The organism is Nocardia cyriacigeorgica GUH-2, assembly GCF_000284035.1.
Classification (GTDB): Bacteria; Actinomycetota; Actinomycetes; order Mycobacteriales; family Mycobacteriaceae; genus Nocardia; species Nocardia cyriacigeorgica_B.
On sequence record NC_016887.1, the window covers coordinates 1,452,321 to 1,465,783 of the forward strand.

At 67.9% G+C, this 13,463-nt stretch carries 11 protein-coding genes; 8 read left to right on the top strand and 3 right to left on the bottom strand.

Annotated elements, in window-relative coordinates:
* The first annotated feature begins 276 nt into the window (after positions 1-276).
* From ssb to NOCYR_RS06625, 5 genes are all read left to right on the top strand, one after another.
* Positions 277-792 (top strand): single-stranded DNA-binding protein, encoded by a 516-nt coding sequence (ssb, locus tag NOCYR_RS06605; RefSeq protein WP_014349578.1) that lies wholly within the window; start codon positions 277-279, stop codon positions 790-792.
* 72 nt (positions 793-864) lie between these two features.
* Positions 865-2,541 carry an energy-dependent translational throttle protein EttA gene (gene ettA / locus NOCYR_RS06610; RefSeq protein ID WP_014349579.1) on the top strand — a complete coding sequence of 559 codons (1,677 nt, stop codon included), beginning with the start codon at positions 865-867 and terminating at the stop codon, positions 2,539-2,541.
* Between the two features lie 97 nt (positions 2,542-2,638).
* On the top strand, positions 2,639-7,576 hold the full coding sequence (locus NOCYR_RS06615) for an NAD-glutamate dehydrogenase (protein ID WP_014349580.1): 4,938 nt from the start codon (positions 2,639-2,641) through the stop codon (positions 7,574-7,576).
* Positions 7,577-7,626: 50 nt separating this feature from the next.
* Positions 7,627-8,046, top strand: a complete 420-nt coding sequence (locus NOCYR_RS06620; RefSeq protein WP_048833960.1) for an acyl-CoA thioesterase — start codon at positions 7,627-7,629, stop codon at positions 8,044-8,046.
* 27 nt (positions 8,047-8,073) lie between these two features.
* A complete protein-coding gene (locus NOCYR_RS06625; protein WP_048833058.1) occupies positions 8,074-8,739 on the top strand; it encodes a hypothetical protein in 666 nt (221 codons plus the stop codon).
* A 19-nt stretch (positions 8,740-8,758) separates the two neighbouring features.
* Here the strand turns inward: NOCYR_RS06625 and NOCYR_RS06630 are convergent, their stop codons facing one another.
* Positions 8,759-9,076, bottom strand: a complete 318-nt coding sequence (locus NOCYR_RS06630; RefSeq protein ID WP_014349583.1) for an AzlD domain-containing protein — start codon at positions 9,074-9,076, stop codon at positions 8,759-8,761.
* Positions 9,076-9,741 carry an AzlC family ABC transporter permease gene (locus NOCYR_RS06635; RefSeq protein ID WP_048833060.1) on the bottom strand — a complete coding sequence of 222 codons (666 nt, stop codon included), beginning with the start codon at positions 9,739-9,741 and terminating at the stop codon, positions 9,076-9,078. The genes NOCYR_RS06630 and NOCYR_RS06635 overlap by 1 nt, the downstream gene beginning before the upstream one ends.
* Before the next feature lie 154 nt (positions 9,742-9,895).
* Here NOCYR_RS06635 and NOCYR_RS06640 point away from each other — a divergent pair, with 154 nt between their 5' ends.
* The gene (locus NOCYR_RS06640; RefSeq protein WP_048833961.1) at positions 9,896-10,462 is read left to right on the top strand and encodes a helix-turn-helix domain-containing protein; all 567 of its coding nucleotides are present in this window, start codon (positions 9,896-9,898) and stop codon (positions 10,460-10,462) included.
* A gap of 3 nt (positions 10,463-10,465) precedes the next feature.
* Here the strand turns inward: NOCYR_RS06640 and NOCYR_RS06645 are convergent, their stop codons facing one another.
* Positions 10,466-11,167, bottom strand: coding sequence for an HNH endonuclease (locus NOCYR_RS06645; protein WP_228780991.1), 702 nt, complete (start codon positions 11,165-11,167; stop codon positions 10,466-10,468).
* Positions 11,168-11,374: 207 nt separating this feature from the next.
* Between NOCYR_RS06645 and NOCYR_RS06650 the strand changes: the two genes are divergently transcribed.
* Together NOCYR_RS06650 and NOCYR_RS06655 are read left to right on the top strand one after the other, a co-directional pair.
* The gene (locus tag NOCYR_RS06650; RefSeq protein WP_014349587.1) at positions 11,375-11,779 is read left to right on the top strand and encodes a globin; all 405 of its coding nucleotides are present in this window, start codon (positions 11,375-11,377) and stop codon (positions 11,777-11,779) included.
* 16 nt (positions 11,780-11,795) lie between these two features.
* A complete protein-coding gene (locus NOCYR_RS06655) occupies positions 11,796-13,370 on the top strand; it encodes a glycoside hydrolase family 13 protein (protein ID WP_014349588.1) in 1,575 nt (524 codons plus the stop codon).
* Positions 13,371-13,463: the final 93 nt, after the last annotated feature.

A 13,463-nucleotide genomic window follows, 5' to 3' on the forward strand; every position in this document is an offset into this window, starting at 1 on the left:
GTCGTAAGGCGGTGCCGTGTGGTTGCGGCCCCGAGGTTGCGGGCGCGGTCCTTGTGCTCGTGCGGAACATCGGTTGTTCACAGCAGCCGGAGTTATCCACACCCGGCGATTTCCGGCTGTCGTCGATGCCGATTCCCGCGCATGCTGGTGGCGTTGCTCGTGGTGGTCGATGACCGTCGCAGGTGTCGGTGGTCGAGTCCGTCGCCCTGCACCGCCGCAGCGACACACGACCGGCGCAGCGCCGGTCGTCCGGGGCGCCGACGAAGGGGTGGACAGATGTACGAGACGTTTTCGACCGTGGTGGGGACCGTGGCCACCCAGCCGGTCACCCGCGAACTGCCGGGCGGTGAGCAGGTGCTGACCTTCCGGATGGCCAGCACCTCCCGCAGACTCGACCGCGATTCGGGCGACTGGGTCGACAGCGGCACCTTGTTCCTGACGGTGAGCTGTTGGCGCAAGCTGGTCGCGGGGGTGCAGGCCTCGATCGGGCGGGGCGATCCGATCATCGCGCACGGTCAGCTGCGGACCAATGAATACCGCACCCGCGACGGCGTCGACCGGCGCGATCTGGAGATGCGGGCCAGCGCGATCGGCCCGGATCTGTCCAGGTGCACGGCGGTGGTGCGGCGCAGGCACCAGGCCGCGCATGCCGAGGAGCCCGGGATGGGGAATACTGCTGGGCACTCAGGCGCTGATGGTCGAGAGCATGGGGGCGACGGGCAGCAGGTGGCCGCGGAGATCTCCGCGCAGGCACCGCCCCGGACTCCCGACCACGAACCCGTCGGCGCCTGAGGCGCATGCGCGCCGAGCGCGGGCGCTGGCTCTGCTTCGATCCGACATTCCTCGCACCGATAGGCTTTGCTCATGGCTGAGTTCATCTACCAAATGAAGAAGGTTCGTAAGGCGCACGGCGACAAGGTCGTGCTCGACGATGTCACCTTGAACTTCCTTCCCGGCGCCAAGATCGGTGTCGTCGGCCCGAACGGCGCCGGTAAATCCAGCGTGCTGAAGATCATGGCCGGACTGGACCAGCCGAACAACGGCGACGCGTTCCTCGCCCCCGGCGCGACGGTCGGCATCCTCCAGCAGGAACCGCCGCTCAACGAGGAGAAGACGGTCCGCGGCAACGTCGAGGAAGGCCTCGGCGAGGTCAAGGTCAAGCTCGACCGGTTCAACGAGATCGCCGAGCTGATGGCCACCGACTACTCCGACGAGCTCATGGAAGAGATGGGCAAGCTCCAGGAGTACCTCGACCATGCCGACGCCTGGGATATCGACTCCCAGCTGGAACAGGCCATGGACGCGCTGCGCTGCCCGCCGCCGGACGAGCCGGTCACCAATCTCTCCGGTGGTGAGCGCCGCCGCGTCGCGCTGTGCAAGCTGCTGCTGAGCAAGCCCGACCTGCTGCTGCTGGACGAGCCGACCAACCACCTCGACGCCGAGAGCGTGCTCTGGCTCGAACAGCACCTGGCCTCCTACCAGGGCGCCGTGCTGGCCGTCACCCACGACCGGTACTTCCTCGACAACGTCGCGCAGTGGATCCTCGAGCTCGACCGCGGCCGCGCCTACCCGTACGAAGGCAACTACTCCACCTACCTGGAGAAGAAGGCCCAGCGTCTGGAGGTGCAGGGCAAGAAGGACCAGAAGCTGCAAAAGCGCCTCAAGGACGAGCTCGCCTGGGTGCGTTCCGGTGCCAAGGCGCGCCAGGCCAAGAACAAGGCGCGTCTGGGCCGCTACGAGGAGATGGCGGCCGAGGCCGAGAAGCACCGCAAGTTGGACTTCGAGGAGATCCAGATCCCGGCCGGGCCGCGCCTGGGCAATGTGGTGGTCGAGGTCGAGCACCTGGACAAGGGATTCGGCGATCGCCAGCTGATCAAGGACCTGTCGTTCACCCTGCCGCGTAACGGCATCGTCGGCGTCATCGGACCCAACGGCGTCGGTAAGACCACGCTGTTCAAGACCATCGTCGGGCTCGAGCAGCCCGACAGCGGTGAGGTGAAGGTCGGCGAGACGGTCAAGCTGAGCTACGTCGACCAGAACCGCGCGGGCATCGACCCGAAGAAGAACGTCTGGCAGGTCGTCTCCGACGGGCTCGACTTCATCGAGGTCGGCAACCAGGAGATGCCCTCGCGCGCCTACGTCAGCGCGTTCGGCTTCAAGGGCCCCGACCAGCAGAAGCCGGCGGGCGTGCTCTCCGGTGGCGAGCGCAACCGCCTGAACCTGGCGCTCACCCTCAAGCAGGGCGGCAACCTGATCCTGCTCGACGAGCCGACCAACGACCTCGACGTCGAGACGCTGGGCTCGCTGGAGAACGCGCTCGAGCAGTTCCCCGGCTGCGCCGTGGTCATCTCCCACGACCGGTGGTTCCTCGACCGCACCTGCACCCACATCCTGGCCTGGGAAGGCGACGCCGACAACGAGGCCAAGTGGTTCTGGTTCGAGGGCAACTTCGAGGCGTACGAGGCGAACAAGATCGAGCGGCTCGGTCCGGAGGCCGCGCGGCCGCATCGCGTCACCCACCGGAAGCTGACTCGCGGGTAACCGCAAAGCTTTTGCCCACCGGTCCCGGGTGCGGGACTAGTGTCGAGACCGGCGTCACTTTGTTGCGGAACCGAATCCGAGGGAGTTGGCGAAAAAAATGACGGTCTCGTCGGAATTGTCCAGTGCGGCGTGGGTCGCGGGGTTGCCGCAGCCGTTGCGCGGCGACCTCGCTGCTCTGGAAGAGGCGTACTTCCGGCACGTCGACGCGGGCGATGTGGCCTGTGCGATCACCGGGATCACCCAGATCTTCCGCAGGCATCTGGAACTGGCGATGACACGCAGTCCGGGCCGGGCCCTCGTGCGGGTGTATCACCCCGATGACGGGTCCGGTCTCGGCTCCGCCGTTCAGGTGGTTACCGACGATATGCCGCTGCTGGTGGAGTCGATCACCTCCTCGCTGAGCCGGATGGGGGTCAGCGTCAGCGAGGTGATCCATCCGATCTTCGAGGTCGAACGCGCCGCCGACGGCCGGCTGATCGACGCCAAACCGCATGAGGTCGACGCGAATGGCGGTACCGGGCTGCGGGAGAGCTGGATGCATCTGCAACTGCATCCCTCCACCAGCCGGGCGGTCCTCGACCGGGTCGAGGCCGCCATGCCGGTGGTGGTCGACGACGTGCGCCAGGTCATCGGCGATACCGCCGCGATCCGGGCGGCGCAGAGCACCCTGGCCGACGAGCTCGATCGGGCGGCCGCCGCCGGCACGGCCCCGTTTCCGGCCGTCGACCTGACCGATTGCGCAAACCTGTTGCGCTGGTTGGCCAGTGGGCATTTCACCGTGCTCGGCTACGCCCGCTACCGCAAGTCCTCCGAGGCGAGCGCCGGCCAGGACGTCGTGCCGGATTCGTGCCTGGGCGTGCTGCGTCCGGGCGTCGGCACCGATTTCGAGGTGCCGGTCATCACCGCCGATGAGCAGCCGCTGCTCATGCTCACCCAGGGTCTGGTTCCCGCCACGGTGCATCGGTCGGTGTACCCGTATTTCGTCGGCGTCGCCGATCTCGACGCCGCGGGCGAAATAGCCGGCCAGCATCTGTTCATCGGTGTCTTCACCGTCACCGCCGTGCACGAGAACGTGCTCGATATCCCGGTGATCTCGCGCCGGGTGCGCTCGGTGATCGAGGACAGCGGGTTCGATCTGGACTCGTTCTCCGGGCAGGGAATGCTCGAGGTCATCCAGTCGTTCCCGCGCACCGAACTGTTCTCTTCCGATACCGAGACGCTGCGCCGCACCGCCACCGCGGTATTGAACGTGAGCCTGCGCAGGCAGGTGCGCTTGTTCATGCGGGCCGACGGTTTCGGCCGATTCGTCGCCTGCATGGTGTACCTGCCGCGGGATCGCTACACCACCGCGGTGCGGTTGGAGATGCAGGAGATCCTGGTCCGCGAGCTGGGCGGCGTCTCGATCGACTATTCCGCGCGGGTGAGCGAAAGTGAGCTCGCCAGCGTCTATTTCACCGTGCGGATGCCTGAGGCCGAGGCAGGCAGGCAGGGCGAGCTGCCCGCGGAGGCGGATACCTCCGAAGAGAACCGGGTGCGCATCCAGCGTCTGCTCGATGCGGCCAGCCACACCTGGGACGACCACCTCGACGATGCGGTCAGCACTTCGACGGTGCTCGACCCCGGCGTGGTCGACCGCTATGCCGACGCGTTCCCCGAGGGCTACAAGCAGGACTTCGAGCCCGCGCGGGCACTGGCCGATATCGCGCGCCTGGAACACCTCACCGAAGGCGATATCGACCAGCACCTGTATCGCCAGCCCGATGCCGCACCGGGTTCGTGGCGGTTCAGCCTCTACATCGGCGGCACCGGCGTCTCGCTGAGTCAGGTGCTGCCCGTCCTGCAAAGCCTCGGTGTGGAGGTGGTGGACGAACGGCCGTATCAGATCCAGCTGGACACCGCGACCGGCGAGCCCGGCGGCGAGCGCTGGATCTACGACTTCGGCCTGCTGGCCCGGCCGGAGCTGCTGCGCAGTGCGCTCGATGAGGACCTGGACGCCGAACTGCTGGAATCCGCCGCCCGCACCGACGCACTCGATGCCAAGGCCGGCGGTCTGCGCGCGCGTTTCGTGGAAGCCTTCGCCGCGGTCTGGTACGGCCGTGCCGAAGCCGACGGGCTGAACGAACTGGTGCTGCGCGCCCGGATGCCGTGGCGCGAAGTGGCCATCCTGCGCACCTACGCCCGGTACCTGCAACAGGCGGGATTCCCGTACAGCCAGACCAATATCGCGCGCGTGCTGCTCAACTACCCGGAGGCCTCGCGGCTGTTCACCGAACTGTTCGCGGCCCGGTTCGATCCGGACACCTGCTCCACCGAACGGGCCGCGGAGCTGGAGTCACAGGTCCGCGCCCGGATCGACCAGGTGGTGAGCCTGGATGCCGACCGCATCCTGCGTGCCATCCTCGGCCTGATCTCGGCCACCCTGCGCACCAACTACTACGTCACCGACGGCGATGGCCAGGCTCGCGACTTCATCTCGATGAAGGTCGAGCCCCGCGAGATCGCCGAATTGCCCAAGCCCCGCCCGCAATTCGAGATCTTCGTGTATTCGCCGCGGGTGGAGGGTGTGCACTTGCGGTTCGGTGCGGTGGCGCGTGGTGGTTTGCGGTGGTCGGATCGGTTGGAGGATTTCCGGACCGAGATTCTGGGTTTGGTGAAGGCTCAGGCGGTCAAGAACGCGGTGATCGTGCCGGTCGGCGCCAAGGGTGGTTTCGTGGTGAAGCAGCCGCCCGCGGCGACGGGTGATCCCGGTGCGGATCGTCAGGCGATGATGGCCGAGGGTGTGCGCTGCTACCGGACGTTCATCTCCGGCCTGCTCGACGTCACCGACAACGTGGACCTGGCGACCGGGGCGGTCGTACCGCCGGCGCGAGTGGTGCGCCGCGACGGCGACGACACCTACCTCGTCGTCGCCGCCGACAAGGGCACAGCCACCTTCTCCGACGTGGCCAACGACGTAGCCAAGAGCTACGGCTTCTGGCTGGGCGACGCCTTCGCCTCCGGTGGTTCGGCGGGCTACGACCACAAGGCCATGGGCATTACCGCCAAGGGGGCCTGGGAAAGCGTGAAACGCCATTTCCAGGAGATGGGGATCGATACGCAGGCCGAGGATTTCACGGTGGTGGGTATCGGTGATATGTCCGGTGATGTGTTCGGTAATGGGATGTTGTTGTCCGAGCACATTCGGTTGGTGGCGGCGTTCGATCATCGGCATATTTTCTTGGATCCGAATCCGGATGCGGTGTCGTCGTTTGCCGAGCGTCGGCGGATGTTCGAGTTGCCGCGTTCGTCGTGGGCCGATTACGACAAGTCGCTGATCAGCGAGGGCGGCGGTGTCTGGGACCGCACAGTGAAATCGGTGCCGATCAGCCCGCAGGCCCGGCAGGCGCTCGGGCTGGCCGACGAGGTGACCGCGCTGTCGCCGCCGGAGCTGGTGCGCGCCATCCTGCTCGCGCCCGTGCAACTGCTGTGGAACGGCGGGATCGGCACCTACATCAAGGCGAGCACCGAATCCAATGCCGAGGTGGGCGACAAGTCCAACGATGCGGTCCGCGTCAATGGAAATCAGTTGCGGGTCAACGTGATCGGTGAGGGCGGCAACCTCGGCGCCACCGCGCTCGGCCGTATCGAGTTCTGCCGCCACGGCGGCAAGATGAACACCGACGCTCTCGACAACTCCGCGGGCGTGGACTGCTCCGACCACGAGGTCAATATCAAGGTGCTGCTCGACGGCGTGGTGAGCGCCGGCCTGCTGCCGCAGTCCGAACGCAACCCGTTGCTGGCCTCGATGACCGACGAGGTCGCGCGGATGGTATTGCGCGACAACGTCTCCCAGAACTTCCTGATGGGCTTGTCGCGTTCGGACGCACCGCGCATGCTGAACGTGCACCGCCGGGTGATCGAAGATCTGGAATCGCGTCGCGGCCTCGACCGCGAACTCGAGGCACTGCCCTCGGAGCCGGAGATCAAGCGCAGGCACGAGGAGGGCACCGGTCTGGCGTCTCCGGAGCTGGCAAACCTGATGGCGCACGTGAAGCTCGCGCTCAAGGGCGACCTGCTCGACTCGGACCTGCCGGATATGGCCTACTTCGCGACCCGGCTGCCCGAATACTTCCCGACGCCGCTGCGTGGCCGGTTCGGCACCGCGATCAAGCGGCATCGGCTGCGCCGGGAAATCCTCACCACCATGATCGTCAACGAGGTGGTCGACTACGGCGGAATCACCTACGCCCACCGGCTCAACGAAGAGGTCGGCGCCAGCGCCAGCGATGCGGTGCGAGCGTTCACCGCGGTCACCGAGATCTTCGGATTGCACGACATCTGGGCCAGGATCCGCGCCGCCGACACCTCGGTCGCGATCTGCGACGAGCTGGAACTGGAAACCAAACGCACCCTGGACCGTGCCTCGCGCTGGCTGCTCACCAACCGCCCGCAGCCCATCGCGGTGGGCGCCGAGGTCAATCGCTACAGCCGGGGTGTGCGGGAACTCGCACCCAAGGTGCCCGGCTGGCTGCGCGGCCACCATGTGACGTCGCTGACCGATCAGAGCGCCGAACTGATCGCCCGCGGGGCGCCCACAGATCTGGCGACCGAGGTCTACGGGCTGCTGAATCTGTTCCCGCTGCTCGATGTGATCGATATCGCCGACATCACCGACCGCACCGGCGACGAGGTGGGTTCGCTGTACTACGCGCTCAACGAGCACCTGAAGATCGATTGGCTGCTCGAGGCCGTCAGCCACCTGGAACGCGGCGATCGCTGGCATGCGCTGGCCCGGCTCGCGCTGCGCGACGACATGTACAGCTCGCTGCGTTCACTCACCCTCGATGTGCTCTCCGGCGGCGACCCGGAAGAGACGGCGGACGAAAAGATTGCATACTGGGAGTCGAAGAACCAGTCTCGGCTCGGGCGTGCCCGGGCCGCGCTGTCGGAGTTGTTCGAGTCCGGTACCCACGATCTGGCCACGCTGTCGGTCGCCGCGCGGCAGGTGCGCAGCATGGTGAGTGGGGCGGGCACCCAGTCGGAGGTATCACGGTGACGAGTGTCGGATCGCTGAACGGCAATCCGAAGGCGCAGGGCACGCTGGTCCTGCCCAAGCGCTTCCATGCCAAGGTCGACATCCGATGGTCGGATATGGACGCGTTCCAGCACGTCAACCACGCTCGGATGGTGACGCTGCTGGAGGAGGCGCGCATCCCGTGGCTGTTCGAGGACGACCGTCCCACCGCCGCCCTGCGCCAGGGCTGTGTGCTGGCCGACCTGCATGTCCGCTACCGCGGGCAGCTGCGCCACGAGGACACCCCGCTCGATATCGCCATGTGGATCGAACAGCTGCGCGCGGTCGACTTCACCGTCGCCTACGAGGTGCGCGCCGCCGGTGCCGCACCCGACTCCCCGCCCGCGGTGATCGCATCCACCCAGCTCGCCGCCTTCGACATGGACACCCAGCGCCTGCGCAGGCTGACCGAGGACGAGCGCGACTACCTCGCGCAGTGGATGAGTGAGTGATCCGCGCCCGGTGATCGTCGCGCTGTGATGACCGAACAACGAGTGCTGTACGTCGGCGATCCGGCCGAACGGGAGAACCTGGCCACCTTCTTGGGTCGGGCCCTGCGGCTGGATCAGGCCGCGGTGGTGCGGCTGCGCCGTCGCGATGAGCGACTGGTGTCGGCGTGGGTGGCCACCGGATTCGAGGCGCTCGCGGTGCGGACGGTGGTGGCCGAGTTGGGCGTCGACGACGTCACCGTCGGTGCCGATCTGGTGCTGGCCGGGCTGGCTTCGGGCAGTCCGATCGACCTCGGCTACTCGATGGATTCGGCCTGGCGGGGCGCGCTGCCACCGGTCACCGGCTTCTCCCACGTCGACGACGTGCCCGCCCGCACCCTCGTCGAACTCGCCGAACAGGGCGCCGATCTGGCTAAAGAGCACGGATCCGGCCACGGCCCGCCCGCCGCCCTGCTGGACCAGACGGTGCTCACCGTGTCCGGTGCTGCCGTGCAGGTTCAGGTGCCCATGCGCGTCGTCTTCGCGCTCACCGCCATGGATTTCATCCCGCACTCCGGCGACCGAGCCGATTCGCGCCGTATCCCGCCCGATGAGATCGTTCGGGTCCGCTCCAGCAATACCTGGCTGCGCCTGGACGCCCGCTACGGTTCGGTCGCCCGCCGGCTCGGCGGAGGTCTGCCGCTCACACCGCGCTGAGTGGTCGGCACCGCCCCACTCAGCCGACGCCGATCGCCCGCAACACCGCCGTCGTCGCCGCGGCCGCGACGATGACGATCAGTAGTGGGCACTTGCGCCACGCCAGCACCCCGCCGACCGCCACACCGGCGGGCAGAGCCCATCCGAAATCGTCGCCGAACGGCAGCGCGGTGGTGGCCACCAAGGCCGCCAGCAGGATCACGGCCGCGATCTCGAGCAGCCGGGCCGCACGCGGCGGGAACCGGACCCGGTTACGCAACGCCGGGCCGGCCCAGCGGAACAGGTAGGTGCCGACGGCCATAGTGAGCATGGCCGGAACCAGCAGCGGCGACCCCATCACAGCGCTTCCATCGCGAAGATAAGCCCGGCCAGCGCGATCAGCGCCGGCAGCCCCGCCGGCACGAACGGTGTTGTGGCAACGGCCAATCCGGCGCCCGCACCCGCCGCTCGCAGGGTGGCCCGATCGCGCAGGGCCGGCAGGATCAGGGCGAGCAGGACGGCGGGAAAGACGGCATCCAGCCCGAACGCGGCCGTATCGGGCACAACGCTGCCGATGCCGGCTCCGGCCAGCGCGCCGAGCGGCCAGCACACCGCGATGCCGATCCCGCCCAGCCAGTAGGCCGCGCGCCGCCGCGCCAGGTCGCCCGGCGCCAGCGCGAACGCCACGCTCTCGTCCACCATCAGATGCACGCCGAGTAGCCGCCGGATTCCGGTGCCGAACACATCCGGCATCGACAACCCATAGGGCAGATGCCTGGCGTTGACCAGCAGCCCGGCCGAGGCTGCCGCAAGGGGACCGCCGCCCGCGGCGAGGATGCCGAAGAACAGGAACTCCGAACCGCCCGCCAAGACCGTCGAGGCCAGCAGCACCGGCATCCACATCGGGAATCCGGAGCCGACCACCGCCGCGCCGTAGGAGACCCCGATCATCGTGACCGCCACACAGGTCGCCGCGATACTGGACAGCGTGTCCCGATCGAGTGTTCGCCATATCGAACGCATGTTGTTTATAGTGAACACATCGGGTGGGTCCCGTCAACGCGATAAGCGGCACCGGGATGCGTGGCCGCCGTCGGCTCGCGAGCCGGACTGCCTGGCGGGGCTCGTCGCCTTGGTGATGTGGTGCCGAGCGAGCAACGGCGACGAGGAGTAGGTGATGTCAGCAGAGGAGCCGGCGGTGGCGCCGAAGGCGGTGATCGCCGCATCGCTACGCCGGGAACGCGGGCGCGCGGGACTGTCGCTCACCGAGGTCGCTGCCCGCGCGGGGATCGCCAAATCCACGCTGTCGCAACTGGAATCGGGATCCGGTAATCCCAGTCTGGAAACGCTGTGGGCGCTGTGCGTCGCGCTGGATATGCCGTTTTCACGGTTGCTGGATCCACCGCGGCCGAGTGTGCGGGTGATCCGCGCGGGGGAGGGGCCGGTGGTCGCCGCGGAGCGATCGGAATACCGTGCCACCCTGCTCGCCGCCGGACCGGCCGATGCCCGGCGTGACCTGTATCGAATAACCGCCGAGCCCGGTGAACCGCGGCGATCCGAACCGCATACGCGCGGATCGGTCGAGCACATCCTGCTCGGCGCCGGACGCGCTCGCGCCGGGCTCACCGATGCACCGGAAGAACTGCGGCCCGGCGACTACCTCAGTTATCCGGGAGACCTTCCGCACCTGTTCGAAGCGCTGGAACCGGGCACCTGGGCGATGCTGGTCGTCGAATATCGCTGACCGCTACGCGGCCCCCTCGCCCAGATACTGCAGCCACACCGGGTCCAACTCGGTGACCGTCGACAGCAATCGCCAGTGCGGCCCCTTCGGCGACACCAGTGGGGCGCGCAGCGTCCAGCCCAGCTCGCTGAGCAGTTTGTCGGCCTTGCGGTGGTTGCACGGTGCGCAGCTGGCCACGCAGTTCTCCCAGCTGTGCTCACCGCCCCGGCTGCGGGGGACGACGTGGTCGATGGTCTCGGCTTTGCCGCCGCAGTAGCCGCAGCGGTAGCGGTCGCGCTGCATGAGCGCGGCACGGGTCATCGGAACGCGGGCCCGGTAGGGGACGCGGACGTAGGTGCGCAGGCGGATCACCGACGGAATGGCCAGCGAGGATCCGGCCGAATGCACGATCGGGCCTTCCGGATCGTGGTGCACGGTGTCGGCTTTATCGCAGATGAGCAGAACCACGGCGCGACGCGCGGACAGCGCGGTCAGCGGCTCGTAGGTGGCATTGAGGAGCAGGACGCGGCGTTTGAGCCAGTTGTTGGTGGGAGTCGGCAGTGGTGTCGGCGCGGAATCGACGCGATGACCGTCGCGGTGCGCCCCGGAATGATGATCGGACAACAAGTGCAGCGGAGTAGCCCCCGACCCACGGTTGTGGACGTCGGCGGGCTGGAGTTGTCGGTGCGCCCTCGCCTCCTGTGATCGGGCGTGTCGCTGCTTCATGTCGACCCCAATTTCTGCGTTCCAAGATCATGTGGTATCTCGCCGGAGACTGCCACCAAGTTGACCACGGAATGCGGGCCGGTGCACGGTGATTTAACACAATGTCGGGTTAACTGTGGCTGAAGAGCCATCGGGCCGCGATGTGCGCGAGCAGGCCGGTGCGCGGGCACAATGGAGCGCGGCGCATCCAGCGAATCGAGAGGGTCTATGACTTCGGGCGAGCACACAGCGACGTCGTTCTACGAGGCGGTCGGCGGCGAGGAAACCTTCCGCCGGATCGTGGCCGCGTTCTACCGCGAGGTGGCCGCCGACGAGGTGCTGCGCCCGCTGTACCCCGAGGAGGATCTGGGTCCTGCCGAACGCCGGTTGCGGATGTTCCTCGAGCAGTACTGGGGCGGCCCGCGCACCTACAGCGACGAGCGCGGGCACCCACGGTTGCGGATGCGGCATATGCCGTTCAAGATCGGTCCGGTGGAGCGCGACGCCTGGCTGCGCTGTATGCGGATCGGGGTGGCCGAGATCGAGCCGGAGGTGCTCGACGACGAACACCGCAAGGCGCTGCTCGACTATCTGGAGATGGCCGCGAACTCGCTGATGAACGCGGCCTGGTGAGCCTGGCGGGGTGGGTATGAACGCAGCGTCCGGGCCGTGGTGGGAGACCGCGGTCTTCTATCAGGTCTATCCGCGTTCCTTCGCCGATTCCGACGGCGACGGCGTCGGCGATCTCGGTGGGCTGCGCGCCCGGCTGGACTATCTGGAGCGCCTCGGGGTGGACGCGCTGTGGATCTGCCCGGTGATGCGGTCACCGATGGCCGACGGCGGCTACGACGTCGCCGATCCCCGCGATATCGACCCGCTGTTCGGCTGTATGCCGGCCTTCGATGCCCTGATCGAGGCCGCGCACGCCCGCGATATCAAGATCACCATGGACCTGGTGCCCAATCACACCAGCGACGCTCACCCCTGGTTTCGCGCCGCGCTGGCCGCCGCACCCGGTAGCCCCGAACGCGGTCGCTACATCTTCCGCGACGGGCGCGGCCCGGACGGCGCGTTGCCGCCCAACAACTGGCCGAGCATCTTCGGCGGCCCGGCCTGGACCCGGGTCGTGGAGGCCGACGGCAGGCCGGGCCAGTGGTATCTGCATCTGTTCGCCGCCGAGCAACCCGACCTGAACTGGGACAATCCCGAGGTCGCGGCCGATTTCGAGCAGACCCTGCGGTTCTGGCTGGACCGCGGTGTGGACGGCTTCCGCATCGATGTTGCGCATGGCATGGCCAAACCAGAGGGCCTGCCGGACATGGAGCGCGTCGATACCCGGATGCTGATCCACGACGACAGCGATCCCCGCTTCAACAACCCCGGAGTGCACGACATCCACCGCCGCATCCGCCGGGTACTCGACGACTATCCGCACGCGGTGTCGATCGGCGAGGTGTGGGTCGACGACAATGTGCGCTTCGGTGAATACGTCCGCCCCGACGAGCTGCATCTGGCCTTCAACTTCCGCCTGGCCGAAACCCCGTTCGACGCCGACGCCATCCGTCACGCCGTGGAGAACTCCCTGCTCGCGGTGGCCCCGGTCGGCGCGACCCCCACCTGGACGTTGTCGAATCACGACATCGAGCGCGAGGTCACCCGCTACGGCGGCGGCGACCTCGGCCTGGCCCGGGCTCGCGCGATGATCCTGGTCGAGCTCGCGTTGCCCGGCGCGGTGTTCATCTACAACGGCGCCGAACTGGGCCTGCCCAACGTCGACGATCTGCCCGACGAGGTGTTGCAGGACCCGGTCTGGGAACGCACCGGGCACACCGAACGCGGCCGCGACGGATGCCGGGTCCCGATTCCGTGGGAGGGCTCCGCGCCGCCGTTCGGATTCACCACCGGGGCGCGGTCGTGGTTGCCGATTCCGGCCCCGTGGGCCGAGCTGACGGTGGCCGCTCAGCTCGATCGCAGCGGGTCGACCGTCGAGCTGTACCGCGACGCCATCGAGCTGCGGCACAAGCGGCCGGAGTTCGACGGGGCCGGGCTGGAATGGTTGCCCGCCCCGGCGGGTGTGCTGATGTTCCGACGGCCCGGCGGACTGATCTGCGTACTCAACAGCTCGGCCGCCGCCATCGAGCTACCCGCGGGCGAGGCGATCCTCGTCAGCGCACCGCTCGCCGACGGAATGCTGCCGCCGGATTCGGCCGCGTGGCTGGTCTGAAACTGCCCGATCGTGCAGCTCATGCCAGGTCGAACGGGTTTCGGCGAACGTACGCGAGGCTCGGCGAAACCCCTGGTCGAGGCGCAAAACCCT